Raw genomic sequence first — 13,894 nt, forward strand, 5'->3', positions numbered from 1 at the left:
AGTGATTCTTGGCCGCGCCGCGGCACATTGCTGCTATACCCGTACAGTGTTGCGGGAACACGGCAGATGAGTGGATGGTTTCACCGCTCGCAGATTTTGTGAAGGGCATCCGGAACGATGGCCACCTCGCTTTTCACCATCGGTTATGAACAGACGCCGCTGGCCGACGTCCTCGACGCGCTGAAACGCGCGAAAGTGAAGATTCTGGTCGATACCCGCGCCGTTGCTGCGTCGCGGCGGCCCGGCTTTTCCAAGAAAGCGCTTTCCGCGGCACTGGACGAAGCCGGCATTGCATATCTGCACTTTCAGAAACTTGGCACGCCTGCCTCGGGGCGCGAAGCTGCCCGCGCCGGGAACTACAGCAAGCTGTGGAAGATTTACGGCAAGCACATCAAGACCAAGTCGGCGCAGGAAGAACTGGCCGAACTGAACAAACTGGTCGAAGACGGGAAAAAGGTCTGCCTGCTCTGCTACGAGCGAAAACCGGAAGAATGTCACCGCAGCAAGATTGCGGAACTGGTGGCAGAGGAAACCGGCGCGAAGATCGTCGACCTGTTTCCGGGACACTTCATCTGATGGCAAAGCAGGGCAGTATTTATACTGGCATCGGCGGCTGGACCTACGAGCCGTGGCGCGGCGTGTTCTACCCGAAGGGTTTGCCGCACGCGAAGGAACTCGAATATGCCAGCCGCGCGCTGACTTCGATCGAGGTAAACGGCACCTTCTACCGCACGCAGAACGCAAAGACGTTCAAAAAGTGGGCGAGCGAAGTTCCGGACGGTTTCGTGTTCGCGCTGAAGGGCGTGCGCTACGCAGTGAACCGCCGCGTGCTCGCCGAAGCAGGCGACTCCATCAAGCGCTTCATGGACAGCGGCGTGACGGAGCTTGGAGACAAGCTCGGCCCCCTGCTCTGGCAATTCGCGCCGACCAAGAAATTCGATGAGGCGGATTTCGGGAAGTTTCTCGAACAGCTGCCGCAGAAATTCGACGGCCGCAAAATCCGGCATGTCGTGGAGCCGAGAAACGAAAGCTTCTCGACGCCTGCGTTCATCAAGCTGGCGCGGAGTTTCGGCGTTTCAGTCTGCTACACCGACCACATCGACTATGTGAACATCGCCGACATCACCGGCGATTTCGTCTATGCGCGCCTCCAGCGCGGCAAGGACAAAGTGAAAACCGGATACCCGCCGAAAGAAATCGAAGGCTGGGCAAAACACGCGAAGGCGTGGGCGTCAGGCAAGGACATCGCCGCATTGCCCCATGCGGACAAGACCAAGCCGGCCGCGAAGCCGCGCGATGTATTTGTCTACTTCATCCATGAAGGCAAGGTGCGCGCGCCGGCCGCGGCGATGGAATTGATCAAGCGGCTTAAATAGCAAGCCGCCTCTGCGAAAGCATCGCGGGTTTAATCCAGCGTCCTTCTGAACCGCGTCACGGCAATCGTCATCGCCACCAGCATCAGCACGAACAGGGCGGCCATGTCGTATTGCAATTCAGAGAAGCCGGAGCCTTTCAGCATGATCGCGCGCACGATCCGCAGGTAATGGGTGAGCGGCAGGCATTCCCCCATCCACTGCGCCCATATCGGCATGCCCGCAAACGGAAACATGAAGCCCGAAAGCAGGATGTTCGGCAGGAAGAACATGAACGTCATCTGGATTGCCTGTAGCTGGTTCTGCGCAATCGTAGAGAACGTGTAGCCGATGGAGAGATTGGTCGCGATGAACAGCGTGGACAGCAACGCGAGCAGCAACAGGCTGCCGTGGATCGGTACGCCAAACAGGAACACGCCGAAGCCTATGATCAGCGTCGCCTGCGTGAAACCGACCATGATGTAGGGAATGATCTTCCCGATCATGATTTCCAGCGGCGTGATCGGCATGGAGAGCAAGCTCTCCATCGTGCCGCGCTCGACCTCGCGCGTCACCGAAAGCGCCGTGAAAATCAGCATGGTCATGGTGAGGATGGTGCCGACCAGTCCCGGCACGATGTTCAGCGAACTTACCGCCGCCGGATTATAGCGCGCGTGGCTCCTGATTTCGAACAGCGGCTGCGAAACGTCCGGCAACATGCGCTCGTTGCGGAGCGCAAGCTCCACGATGCGGTTCAGGCTGCCGAGTGCGGTGCCGCTCGCGACCGGATCGGTGGCATCGGCGGCGACCAGCAACGCCGGCTTGTCGCCACGCCGGAGCGCACGCTCGAACCCGGCAGGAATTTCGATGGCAAATAGCACCTTGCCCGACGCCAGCACCTTGTCGAATTCTTCCGCCGAACTCAGCCGGTGCGTGATCTTGAAATAGGTGGTGCGCTCGATCGCGGCGAGGATGCTGCGGCCGACATCGCTGGTTTCCTGCAACAGCACCGCAGTCGGCAGGTTGCGCGGCGTCGTGTTGATCGCAAACCCGAACAGGATGAGCTGCATGATCGGGATCATAACGATCATCGCGAACGAAACGCGGTCGCGGCGAAGCTGGATGAATTCTTTCACCAGCATCGCGCGGGCGCGCTGCCAGAAGCCGGGGGCGCGGATGGTTTCGATCCAGCTCACTGGAAATTATCCTTCGAGCGGTTCATCAGTTCGATGAATACGTCTTCCAGCGACGGCTCGGAGCGCGACCAGACGTATTTTTTGTCGGCGCGATACGGCTTGATCGCGGCTTCCAGTTTTTCCTCGTCGCGGCCTGAGACATGCAGGCTGGTGCCGAACGGCGCCACCATGTCGATGCCGGGCTTGCCGTCGAGCTGATGCAGCAATGGCTGCAAATCCTCGCCGCTGACATTGTAGGTGGCGAGCTTCGACTGGTCGATCACCTGCTCGACCGTGCCGTGGGTCAGCAGTTCGCCATAGGCGATGTATGCGATTTCATGACAGCGCTCGGCTTCGTCCATGTAATGCGTGGAGACCAGCACGGTCAGCCCCTCACCTGCGAGCGCGTGAATCTCGTTCCAGAATTCTCGCCGCGCCTTCGGATCGACGCCTGCGGTCGGTTCGTCGAGCAGCAGGAGTTGCGGGTTGGGAAGCGTACAGGCGCCGAGCGCGAGCCGTTGTTTCCAGCCGCCGGAAAGCTGCGCGGCAAGCTGTTCCTCGCGGCCATGCAAGCCGAGCCGCTCGATCATCACGCGCGCTGCCTGCACCGGCTCGTCGATGCCGAAAATGCGCGCAACGAATTCGAGGTTCTCGCGCACCGAAAGATCCTGATAGAGCGAGAACTTTTGCGTCATGTAGCCGACGTGGCGCTTGATCTGTTCGGCCTGCGTGCGGATGTCATAACCGAGACAGGTACCCTCGCCGCTATCCGGCGTGAGCAGCCCGCACAACATGCGGATCGTCGTGGTCTTGCCGGAACCGTTCGGGCCGAGGAAGCCGTAGATCGTGCCGCGCTTCACCTGCATCGAGAGGTCGTGCACCACGACCCGGCCGTCGAACGATTTGGTCAGGCCGCGAACGTCGATGGCGATGTCGTCGGGGGATTTCATTTCTGTTCGTGCGGCGTGACTTTCACGCTCACCGGCTGGCCGACGCGCAGCGCCCCGGGGTTTTCCGGCAGTGCCTCGACCAGAAACACCAGTTTGTTACGCTCCTGATCGCTATAAATCACCGGCGGCGTATACTCGGCCTGTTGCGCGATGAAGCTGATCTTCGCCGTGACCTCGGCGCAACCGTCGCAAACCATGTTCACCGTATCGCCGATGGCAATGCGCGGCAGCAACGCCTGCGGCACATAGAAACGAACCTTGACGTTCCCCGGCGGCAGCAGCGCAACGATGGGCCTGCCTGCGACGACGAGTTCGCCCGCGCGGAAATAGACCTGCTGCACCGTGCCCCCGACCGGACTGAGGATCGTGCGCCTCGTCAGCCGGGTCACCGCGGAATTGAGCTTCGCTTCCGCCTCGCGCAGCGTGGCCTGCGTATCGTCGAAGGCTTTTTGCGTGCCGCTGTTATTCTTGAGCAGTTGTTCCGCGCGCGCATGGGCCAGCCGCGCATTCTCCAGCGCGGCGCGGGCCGCAAGCTCGTCGGCCTTTTGCAAATCCGCTTCCAGCGAGAACAGCGGCGAGCCTTTCGTGACAATATCGCCTTCGCGCACGTTCAGCACTTCGATGCGGCCGATTTCTTCAGGCCCGACGAAAATCAGATTGGCCTCGATCCAGCCCTGATAGGAGCCGTTCCCGTTCCGCCCGCACGACACCACGCTAACCGCGATGATGACCAGCACGGCGGCGGCCGCTGCCAGCAAACGAACCCTACTCATTTTCCCCGATCCCCGAATATGACGCCGATATGCGCGAGCATCAGCTTCTTGCCGTCGAGCGGCTGGAAGCGATCGAACATGCTTTTCCAGACCACCGAAACCAGCGCCGGCGCGAACACAAGTTGCGGAAACTCGACGAAGGATTTCGAAATCTCGCCGCGTTCCACCGCCCCTGCGAGCGCGCGGCGCATCACCGCCTGCACGCGCGACAGCACGTTGCGGTAATAGGCCTCCGCAATGCGAGGAAAGCGCGGACCTTCGCTGATGATGAGGCGCAAAATATCCTTGCGCCGCGTTTGCAACACTTCGCGGTCGAATACATCGACCATCGTCTCCAGCACGACGCGAGCCGGAGCCTCGCCCGTGATCCGACTCTCCAGCGCATCCACCAGCGGACTCATGTACGAGTGCAGCAGCCGCTCGAACAATTCTTCCTTGTCCTTGAAGTAGAAATAGATCGTCCCCTTCGCGACGCCTGCGCGTTTTGCAACATCATCGAGCCGGGTCGCGGCAAATCCGTTTGCGGAGAATTCCTCAAGCGCGGCGTCGAGAATTTCGTCGCCCTTGCCACGCGGTTGCGCTGCGCGCGCGGACTGCCTCGCCTGCGGGTTCGGCACAGCTTCCGCCGCCTGCAATCTTTTCGGTTTTGTCGTTTTCGCCATTCCTGCTATATGACTGACTAGTCAGTCAGAGTCAATGCGGACGAGAGAGCCAACCATTCACGAAAATTAGCGAAGAAAAACAAATAGATAGAAGGAGGCTACTCGCCACACGGCATATGCAGCTCGCGTGAGATCTTGGTTTTTCCGGAAATCAGCGTGACTTCCATCTGGTAGCAATCGAGGCCCTGCATGAACATGGCGCGATAGCCGATCTTATCCGTGCCGATATAGATGTCGGAAAGATTCCATGTCCTGAGGATTTTTTTCGTCTTCAGCTCGCGGATGATGAGCTGGCCTTGGCGACCCTGTGCGAAAACTTCCGTATCCGCGCGAAGCGCAACACGAAACAGAATCCCCTCGAACTTCCCGCCCTTTTCCTTCCCGTCCTCCTCCCAACTCGCGTGAAAATTCCAGGAGGCGAATTTCTCCAGCTTGAAGATGTCGGGACTGAACTCTCCCGTCGCGGTAATGAACACCTGCGCGGTAAAGTCGAATGCCTCGGCCTTGTCCTTGGGCTGCGCAACGGCAGGCACGGCAAGCAGCAATCCCGCCAAAGCGCCGAGAAAAAACCGCCGCATGCCGAACATCTTGCTACTCCGCCGGTTGTGCCGCGTGGGCGCGCGCCTCGACGCGCGTGGCGATTACGGCAACTGCGAAAGTGGAAACCGCGAACAGCGCGGCAAATATCGCCGTCGTCAGCAGCACCAGCGTGAAACCACCCTGCCCGTGCAGCGCCGCGATCATCGCAACCGCGATGCCGCTGGTGATGAAAGCGAGGAAGAAGCGCACCGCATAGATACGGCCACGCCATGCATCGGCCGTGTAGCGCGAGATCACGATATCGCTCAGCGTCACCTGCCCGTAGATCGCGATGATCGAAAGCGTCAGCGCGCCGAGCAATGCAGGACCGCTTGCGAAGTAAGCCCAGATCACGCCGGTCGCCTGCATCGCCCCGATCACTGCGAACAGGATGTGCGGCGCGTAGCGCGACACCAGACGCCCAACGATGAGTTGCGTGACGCCGCCAAACAGCAACACGCCGGTAGCAATCGAGCCGATCACGGTCAACGGAATGGCTTCGGCAAAGCCTTCCTTCACGATCTGTGGGATCGCGATGGTGATGGTGTTGAACACGATCCCGCCCGCGAATGCGATCAGCGCGAAGAAACCGAACATCGCTGCGGCAAGCGTCCACGTGAGCGGCACTTCGGCAACGCGCGCACGCTCCGCGATCTTCTCGCGCGATTCACTGGTCATGTAGAGGTATGCAACACCGAGCAGTGCGCACACCACTGCGGGGATCAGGAACGCCGACCGCCAGCCGAACAGCACGATCAAACCTGCGGTGATGCCGGGCGCAAACGCAACGCCGAGATTACCGAACACGCCGTTGGTCGCAATATCGCGCCCGCGATCGGTCGCGTTGGAAAGCACCATCGGAACGCCGACCGGATGATAGATCGCGGCAAAGACACCGAGCAGCAATAGTCCTGCGCCGATCCAGAATACATTCGGCGCAAACGCGATGCCCGCCATCGCCACCGCGCAACCGAAAAAGAAAATCGCCATGATCTTGCGGCGGCTCCAGTAGTCGGCGAGCCAACCCCACGGCAACGAGAACAGACCGAATGCAACGAAACACGCCGTCGAAAGCGCGATCAGTTCTGCGTAGCTGCGCGCAAGCTCAAGCTGCAAACCGATCACGACGGTCGGGAAAATCAGCAGCACGTAATGGTCGATGAAGTGCGCGATGTTGATGAAACGCAGCTGGCGTTTTGCGTCATTCATGGTCTTGCTTCTTTCTGGCGTCAGGCGCGGTGAGGTATTCGTTTGCTACCCTGCTTCTTGTGCATACGCGCCGTCTAAAAATTCAATTCAAGGGTGGCAATCAGATACCTGAAATCAACCCGTAATTGCAGCCCACAATCGGCATTTCGTGGCCTGAGAATAGCAGCCCTGCAGAAAATCCGGAACGAGGTGGGGACGGCAGCCCTGCTTCCGGGAGGCGGCATTCGCCGTAAAAGCCATGTTGCATCGCGCGAGAAAACTCGCGTGGCAATCCCGCGTTGCGGCCACGCTGGCCGCCACACTCTATTTGTCTTCGCTCGCGCAGGGCGGCGAGATCGACATCCTTCCCAAACTGAACGGCCGCGCGGATTTCTTCGGTGGGATCGACGGCGCTAAGGACACTTACTTCGCCTGGAGCGGCGTGACCTACGCGCCTGCGGGCAGGCTCGATGAAGACGGGTTTCGGGTCCGCATTGCCGGCGGCGCGGGCACCTATCGCTATCGCACCGGCAATGTTCCCGGTGGCGTGAACGACGCGAACGTAATGTCCGGCGAACTGCTCGGCGGCTATCGCGCGACCTACGGCAAGGTCTATGTCAGCGGCTATCTCGGCTTCCACATCGAACAGCAGATGCTTGCCCTGCCCGATCCGTTCAACCCGACCGCGGGAACGGAAGCAGGCATCAAGGGCAGCATCGAAGTCTATACGCGGCTCTGGGACAGCTACGTCGTGACAGGCTTCGCTTCCGCATCCACCGTGCACCGGAAATACAACGCGCGTGCCACGCTCCTGCGAGAACTGGACGAGCGCTGGGCCTTCGGTCTGGAAGGCGGTGCACTGGGCGACGCCCGCACCTCGGAACTGCGCGCCGGCCTGACCGGGGTGCTGACATGGCAGCGCAAGATATTCGCACTTTCCGCAGGCGTGCTGGACAACAGCGATAAAGGCACCGGCGCTTACGCCACATTGTCGGTCTATTCTCCATTTTAACCGCGACCCACGCGAAAATCCGAAAAAGCTTCCAGCAATACCGGCACGCGACTAGATTTCACGCGAGTCTTTTCCGTTATTGTCGAGCCATGAGCGCACTCAGTTCAGCCGCCTCCCCTTTGCTCGGTCCCCTGTTCGCAAGCGCGAAGATGCGCGCTGCGCTCGACGATGCGCGGCTGCTGCAACGAATGCTCGATGTGGAAGCCGCGCTTGCCCATGCCGAAGCAACGGCAAAGGTCATTCCGCAATCCGCCGCTTCCCCGATCGCAGTGGCATGCAACGCCCGGCACTTCGATCTCGCGTCGTTGGGCGAAGCCGCCGGACGCGCGGGCAATGTCGCGATCCCGCTGGTGAAGGCGCTTACCGCCGAAGTGACGAAGAAAAATTCATCCGCCGCGCGCTTCGTACACTGGGGCGCAACGAGTCAGGACATCATCGATACCGCGAGCGTTCTCGCACTGCGCGACGCGCGGAAATTGCTGGACGCCGACCTGACCAAAGCCGTGCGCGGTTTCGTTGCGCTCGCGAAGAAACATCGCAACACACCGATGGCGGGACGCACATGGCTGCAGCAGGCCCTGCCCACCACCTTCGGCGCGAAGGCGGGCGGCTATGCAGCTTCGCTGGCGCGAGTGCGTACCTCGCTGCTCGACGCAATTGACCGCGCGCTGGTGCTTCAGTTTGGCGGCGCGGCGGGTACGCTGGCTTCGCTGAAAGGCAAAGGTCCGGCCGTCGCGAAAGCACTCGGCAAGCGGCTCGACCTCAAGGTGCCCGAAGCGCCGTGGCATGCGCACAATGACCGGCTTGCCGCCGTCGCCGCGGCGCTCGGCATCGCAATCGGTACATGCGGAAAAATCGCTGGCGATGTCGCGCTGCTCATGCAGACCGAAGTCGGCGAAGTGTTCGAGCCGGCGGCAAGCGGGCGCGGCGGATCTTCCACCATGCCGCAGAAGCGCAACCCTGCCCTTTCGGCACAGGTTCTCGCCGCCGCACAACTCGCGCCGGGTTTCGTGTCCGCGATTCTGGCCGGATTGGTACAGGAACACGAACGCAGCACTGGCGGCTGGCAGGCAAGCTGGCTCGCGCTGCCGCAGCTTCTCCTGCTCGCCTCCGGCGCGTTCGAACGCATCGCGGAAATCGCAACTGGCCTTGAAGTGGATAAGGCGCGCATGGCCGCGAACCTCGAACTCACGAAGGGACAGGTTCTCGCCGAAGCCGTGCAGATGGCGCTCGGCGAAAAGATGGGACGCGCACAGGCGCATGAGATGCTTAGCGCGGCCGCCAAACTTACTGCAAAGAACGGCAAGCCCCTGAAAGACGAGTTGCTTTCCATTCCGGAAGTCGCCAACGCACTTCCCCGCAAGCAACTCGATGCGCTGTTCGTGGCGGGCAATTATCTCGGCGAGGCCGCGCGCTTCGCCGAAGCCTCCGCAAGCGCGGCGCTCAAATCGCTCAAGAAATAAAGTCAGGGAAGAACATGCCTGCAATGCAAGCCAACGGCATTTCCATCAACTACCGCTTCGACGGCGCGGCGGAAGGCGCGCCCGTCCTCATGTTCTCGAATTCGCTCGGCACCGATCTGCACATGTGGGACGGCCAGATCGAACCGCTCTCGAAACATTTCCGCATCCTGCGCGCCGACACGCGCGGCCACGGCAAAAGCGAAGCGCCAAATTATCCCTACACCTGCGACATGCTCGGCAACGACGCACTGGCGCTGCTCAATGCGCTCAAGATCGACAAGGTATATTTCTGCGGCCTCTCGATGGGCGGCATGATCGGCATGTGGCTCGGCCGCAACGCGCCAGACCGCCTGCACAAGCTCGTGCTTTGCAACACGGCAGCGAAGTTCGGCCTGCCCGACATCTGGAACCAGCGCATTGCCACCGTGCGCGGCAGCGGTATGAAGGCGATCACGCAAACCGTGCTGGAGCGCTGGTTCACCAAAACTTTCCGCGAAACATCGCCGGACAAGATCAAGCCCGTCGAATCCATGCTTCATGCCACGCCCGCGCAGGGCTATGCAGGCAACAGCGCAGCTATCCGCGACGTCGATCAGCGCTGGCCCATCGCGAACATCGCAACGCCGACGCTGGTGATCGGCGGCAGGCACGATCCCGCCACCCCCTTTGAAGCCGCGCAACTGATCGCCGGACGCATCCCCGGCGCAAAACTTGTTGCGCTCGACGCCGCGCATCTATCCAACATCGAGCAGCCGGAAGCCTTCAACGCGGCGCTGGGCGATTTCCTGAAAGGGTAGAAACCATGGACGAGCGCGAACGTCACGAAAAAGGAATGGCGAAGCGCCGCAAGGTGCTCGGCAACGCATGGGTCGATCGCTCGATTGCGAAGAAGAACGACTTCAATGCCGAATTTCAGGATCTCATCACCCGTTATGCGTGGGGCGAAATCTGGACCCGTCCGCATTTCGACGAACGTACCCGCCGCCTGATCGTGATTGGCTCGATGGTCGCGCTCGGCCGCTGGGAGGAATTCCGCCTGCATGTCCGTGCCGCCATGGTGGAAGGCGGCTTCAGCAAGGAAGACATCAAGGAACTACTTCTCCAGCAGGCGATTTACTGCGGTGTGCCGGCCGCCAATACGGCGTTCCATGAGGCTTCGGAAGTATTCGCCGAGATCGGCAAGGCCGGCTGACGCGCTTATCGTCGCGAAACCGTGAACGAAGGAGCGCTTCCCGCCGCTGCGCGGAACTGACAGGCTCGACGCATCCGCAGCCGCCGCAACGGAGTTCGCTCATGGCCGTCGATATTCGCAAGGGCATGCCTTCCACGCATCTCGAACGGGCCGAGTTCGAGAAACGCTTCCGTGAGCAATTCTTCGACCCGGCGTTCGCGAAGGTCGAAGCCGAGATTGCGAAGATCGCCGAAATTGCATGGCAATCATACGACGGTTACAACAAGAACCCGCGCAAGCAACGCGCAGGCGAAGGCTTCGCCGATCCTGATTTCGAATTGCCGGTCGAATGGCTCGCGGCGCGCGCCGCAATCGAGGCGGCGGCGAAGCGCCATGCCGATCCGAAATCACCCTCGCGCATTCTCATCGTGAACGGCTCCACCCGCAGCGACCAGACTTGCCCCGGCGAAATGTCGAAGACCTGGCGCCTCGTCCAGATGTGCCGCGCACTGGTCGAGGAACAGCAAGGCTTCGAAGCCGAAGTGCTTGATTTGAGCCTGCTCGCCTCCGAGGCGCAGAAAGCGATCTATCCCTGCAAGGCGTGCCTCTCGACCGCGCAGCCGCTCTGCCACTGGCCCTGCACCTGCTATCCGAACTTCGCGCTCGGACAGGTCAACGACTGGATGGCGGAAATTTATCCGAAGTGGGTCGCAGCCCACGGCGTGATGATCGTGACGCCCGTCAACTGGTATCAGGCACCAAGTTCGCTGAAGCTGATGATCGACCGGCTCGTCTGCGCGGACGGCGGCAATCCCGATCCCACGACGACAAGGATGAAAAGCGTCGCGCCCGCGAAAGAACTGGAACTGAAAGGCTGGCCCTATCCGCGCCATCTCGCGGGCCGCGCATTTTTCGGTCGCTGTGCATGGCGACGCGGCCGGCGTCGAGAACCTGCGCCGCATCCTGTGCGACTGGTTGCAGGATATCGGCATGATCGGTTGCGGGCACAAATCGCAATTCGGCGCGTATATCGGCTATCTCGAACCTTATGCAACGAGCCACAAGGATCTCGACGAAGATACGGATTTTCAGGAGGACGTGAAAAACTCGGCGCGTGCGCTGATCGAGGGCGTCAGATTGCTGCGCAGGGGCGAACTGAAACAGCCCGATGCTTTCCTGACGGAGTCCCGTCCGAAATGATCAGTGCGTGTTGGCGCGCATCCGCAGCGAGGACTCGCGAAACGCCTGCGGCGTCGTTCCGGTCTGTTTCTTGAAGAAGCGGGCGAAGTGCGAAGGATCGGCGAACGCGAGGTCGTAGGCGACCTCGCCGATGGAAAGATCCGTGAAAACGAGTTGGCGCTTTGCCTCCGTCAACAACCGTTGCCGCAGCAGGTGTCCCGCGGTCACGCCGGTCGCGCGCTTCACATGATCGTTCAGCCGGTCGGCGGTCATCGCAAGTTTGCTGGCATAGAATCCGATTTGCCGCTGCGAGCGGAAATTTTCCTCGATCAGGCGCCGCAATTCCTCGACCGTCGCATCGGCAGGTGCGAGCGTAATGGTGCCGGAACGCGCCTGGCTCGCGTAGAGCCGCGCCACCTCGACACCAAGCAACGCCAGCAGCGCGCGGCTGGCGAGTTCGAAACCTTCGCGGCCGAGCGATTGCTCCTCGATGAGATCGCGGCAAATTGCGGCGAAGCGCGCCGTCTCAGGTTTCGCGACCGGTAACAATGGCTGCGCAGCAATATGCTTGAGACGAGCCAGCGCCACCCCCGCCTGTTCGCCAAGTGCGCTGGTAACATCTTCTGTAAAATTGATTACGAAGCCATCGGTTACACGTGGCTTGAATCGGAAACCGTGCGCCACTGTCGGTGCCAGCAAAATGATCGAAGGCGCCTCGAACGAAATCGAGTCAGCCTCGAGATCGAGAATGCCGCCGCCCTGCTCGATCAGCATAAGTTGGAACAGGTTGCGGTGCCGGTGCGGCGTAATCGTCCAGTCGTTCACCGACGAGCGCGAGGAAATGCTTTCGATATGAACGAAGTCGAACGCCTGATCGTCCGGCGGATCACCGTAAAGATGAAAGAGAGGCAGGCCGGCGCGCTTCATGGGCCGGAAAATAGGGCAACCGGGACAAAAAAGAAAAGTGAGGATTCGCCTTTTGGTTGACGGGGAAAGTCCCGCCAGATGGCGGGACTTCCTCGTACAGGGAATTAGCGGTTCTGCTGGCCGCCCGGGTTCTGGCCGCCCTGCTGGCGCTGACCCTGCTGGTTCTGCTGGTTCTGCTGTCCCTGGTTCTGGGACTGCTGACCCTGCTGATTCTGGCCGCCCTGTTGCTGGTTCTGCTGACGGCTCTTGTCGTTCTGCTGATTGGCCATGGCTGGATTACTCCTTGAAGTTGCTCCCCAGCGAAGGTCAACGTCCCGTTTCGCACTTCGTTCCATGCAACGGTTCTGCGCATGTTCCGCTGCGCACGCTTCTTGCATTGCGATCAAGTAGCACGGTGAAAACCGTGTTGTTGCGAATTGTCGGGTTCCGGCCAGCGCGCTAGCCTGCGAGCTGCGCCGGGAAGCGCCAAGAACGAACACAAGAACGGACAAGGGAAGCGCTAAAGCAGCGCAACGGGGATGGATTATTTTCTGCAAGGGTTCCTGTATTTCGCCAACCAGACGGTGAACGGCATTGCGCTCGGCTCGATCTACGGCCTCGTCGCAATCGGCTACACCATGGTCTACGGCATCATCGGCATGATCAACTTCGCCCACGGCGACGTGTTCATGGTCGGCGCGTATATCTCGATGATCGCGTTCCTTGGGCTGCTCGCCATCGGCGTTACCGCCATTCCGCTGGCGCTCTTTCTCGTCCTGCTGATCGCCATGCTGTTCACCTCGCTCTACGGCTGGGCCGTGGAGCGCATGGCCTATCGCCCGCTGCGCGGTTCGTTCCGTCTCGCGCCGCTAATCTCTGCGATCGGCATGTCGATCGTGCTGCAAAACTACGTGCAGCTTGCGCAAGGCTCGCGCATCAAGGCGCTGCCTTCCCAGATCGACGGCTCCCACAAGATCCTTTCGTCCGGCAATTATTCGTTCGACATTTCCAACAAGCAGATCCTTGTCGTCGTCACGACACTGGTCCTGATGGGCGTGTTCACTTGGCTCGTCACGTCGACGCGGCTGGGGCGCGACATGCGCGCCTGCGAACAGGACTTGAAGATGGCGTCTCTCCTTGGCGTCGATACCAACCGGACGATCACGCTGACCTTCCTGCTGGGCGCCGCGCTCGCGGCCGTTGCCGGGCTGATGTATCTCCTCACCTACGGCGTGATCGACTTCCACATCGGCTTCGTCGCGGGCGTGAAGGCATTCACTGCCGCCGTCCTCGGCGGCATCGGCTCGCTGCCCGGCGCGATGATCGGCGGCCTGCTCATCGGCCTGATCGAAACCTATTGGGCCGCGTATCTCTGGGGCGCATACAAGGATGTCGCTGCGTTTTCGATCCTTGTCGTCGTCCTGATCTTCATGCCGACCGGCATTCTCGGCAAACCCGAAGTCGAGAAAGTCTGATCCGGAAAT

The 13,894-nt window shown here is 60.8% G+C and carries 15 protein-coding genes and 1 pseudogene; 8 read left to right on the forward strand and 8 right to left on the reverse strand.

What is annotated here, in order from left to right:
- Nucleotides 1–117 precede the first annotated feature (117 nt).
- Together KF794_09365 and KF794_09370 are read left to right on the forward strand one after the other, a co-directional pair.
- Nucleotides 118–576 (forward strand): DUF488 domain-containing protein, encoded by a 459-nt coding sequence (locus tag KF794_09365; protein ID QYK44003.1) that lies wholly within the window; start codon nucleotides 118–120, stop codon nucleotides 574–576.
- Nucleotides 576–1,376 (forward strand): DUF72 domain-containing protein, encoded by an 801-nt coding sequence (locus tag KF794_09370; GenBank protein QYK44004.1) that lies wholly within the window; start codon nucleotides 576–578, stop codon nucleotides 1,374–1,376. The genes KF794_09365 and KF794_09370 overlap by 1 nt, the downstream gene beginning before the upstream one ends.
- 29 nt (nucleotides 1,377–1,405) lie before the next feature.
- On the opposite strand, the gene KF794_09375 is transcribed toward KF794_09370, so the two are convergent.
- The 6 genes from KF794_09375 to KF794_09400 form a co-directional block, all read right to left on the reverse strand.
- On the reverse strand, nucleotides 1,406–2,494 hold the full coding sequence (locus KF794_09375; GenBank protein QYK46659.1) for an ABC transporter permease: 1,089 nt from the start codon (nucleotides 2,492–2,494) through the stop codon (nucleotides 1,406–1,408).
- A 50-nt stretch (nucleotides 2,495–2,544) separates the two neighbouring features.
- Nucleotides 2,545–3,477, reverse strand: a complete 933-nt coding sequence (locus tag KF794_09380; protein QYK44005.1) for an ABC transporter ATP-binding protein — start codon at nucleotides 3,475–3,477, stop codon at nucleotides 2,545–2,547.
- A complete protein-coding gene (locus KF794_09385; GenBank protein ID QYK44006.1) occupies nucleotides 3,474–4,250 on the reverse strand; it encodes an efflux RND transporter periplasmic adaptor subunit in 777 nt (258 codons plus the stop codon). Before KF794_09385 ends, KF794_09380 begins: the two co-directional genes overlap by 4 nt.
- A complete protein-coding gene (locus KF794_09390) occupies nucleotides 4,247–4,912 on the reverse strand; it encodes a TetR/AcrR family transcriptional regulator (GenBank protein ID QYK44007.1) in 666 nt (221 codons plus the stop codon). The genes KF794_09385 and KF794_09390 overlap by 4 nt, the downstream gene beginning before the upstream one ends.
- 98 nt (nucleotides 4,913–5,010) lie before the next feature.
- Nucleotides 5,011–5,490 carry a hypothetical protein gene (locus KF794_09395; protein ID QYK44008.1) on the reverse strand — a complete coding sequence of 160 codons (480 nt, stop codon included), beginning with the start codon at nucleotides 5,488–5,490 and terminating at the stop codon, nucleotides 5,011–5,013.
- Nucleotides 5,491–5,503: 13 nt separating this feature from the next.
- Complete coding sequence (locus tag KF794_09400) at nucleotides 5,504–6,700, reverse strand: MFS transporter (GenBank protein ID QYK44009.1); 1,197 nt, start codon at nucleotides 6,698–6,700, stop codon at nucleotides 5,504–5,506.
- A gap of 238 nt (nucleotides 6,701–6,938) precedes the next feature.
- Between KF794_09400 and bcsS the strand changes: the two genes are divergently transcribed.
- From bcsS to KF794_09425, 5 genes and pseudogenes are all read left to right on the forward strand, one after another.
- Entirely contained in the window at nucleotides 6,939–7,691 is a 753-nt protein-coding gene (bcsS, locus tag KF794_09405) for a cellulose biosynthesis protein BcsS (GenBank protein QYK44010.1), read from the forward strand.
- A gap of 89 nt (nucleotides 7,692–7,780) precedes the next feature.
- Nucleotides 7,781–9,154, forward strand: a complete 1,374-nt coding sequence (pcaB, locus tag KF794_09410) for a 3-carboxy-cis,cis-muconate cycloisomerase (protein ID QYK44011.1) — start codon at nucleotides 7,781–7,783, stop codon at nucleotides 9,152–9,154.
- A 14-nt stretch (nucleotides 9,155–9,168) separates the two neighbouring features.
- Nucleotides 9,169–9,951: a 3-oxoadipate enol-lactonase gene (gene pcaD / locus KF794_09415; protein QYK44012.1), complete on the forward strand. Its 783-nt coding sequence runs from the start codon at nucleotides 9,169–9,171 to the stop codon at nucleotides 9,949–9,951.
- Nucleotides 9,952–9,956: 5 nt separating this feature from the next.
- Nucleotides 9,957–10,346, forward strand: coding sequence for a 4-carboxymuconolactone decarboxylase (gene pcaC, locus KF794_09420; GenBank protein ID QYK44013.1), 390 nt, complete (start codon nucleotides 9,957–9,959; stop codon nucleotides 10,344–10,346).
- Between the two features lie 101 nt (nucleotides 10,347–10,447).
- Nucleotides 10,448–11,525, forward strand: a pseudogene (locus KF794_09425) (flavodoxin family protein).
- On the opposite strand, the gene KF794_09430 reads toward KF794_09425, so the two are convergent.
- The gene (locus tag KF794_09430; protein QYK44014.1) at nucleotides 11,526–12,431 is read right to left on the reverse strand and encodes a helix-turn-helix domain-containing protein; all 906 of its coding nucleotides are present in this window, start codon (nucleotides 12,429–12,431) and stop codon (nucleotides 11,526–11,528) included.
- A gap of 104 nt (nucleotides 12,432–12,535) precedes the next feature.
- Entirely contained in the window at nucleotides 12,536–12,700 is a 165-nt protein-coding gene (locus KF794_09435) for a hypothetical protein (protein ID QYK44015.1), read from the reverse strand.
- Nucleotides 12,701–12,949: 249 nt separating this feature from the next.
- Between KF794_09435 and KF794_09440 the strand changes: the two genes are divergently transcribed.
- Nucleotides 12,950–13,885 carry a branched-chain amino acid ABC transporter permease LivH gene (locus KF794_09440; GenBank protein QYK44016.1) on the forward strand — a complete coding sequence of 312 codons (936 nt, stop codon included), beginning with the start codon at nucleotides 12,950–12,952 and terminating at the stop codon, nucleotides 13,883–13,885.
- Nucleotides 13,886–13,894: the final 9 nt, after the last annotated feature.

The organism is Xanthobacteraceae bacterium (assembly GCA_019454205.1).
Taxonomy (GTDB): domain Bacteria; phylum Pseudomonadota; class Alphaproteobacteria; order Rhizobiales; family Xanthobacteraceae.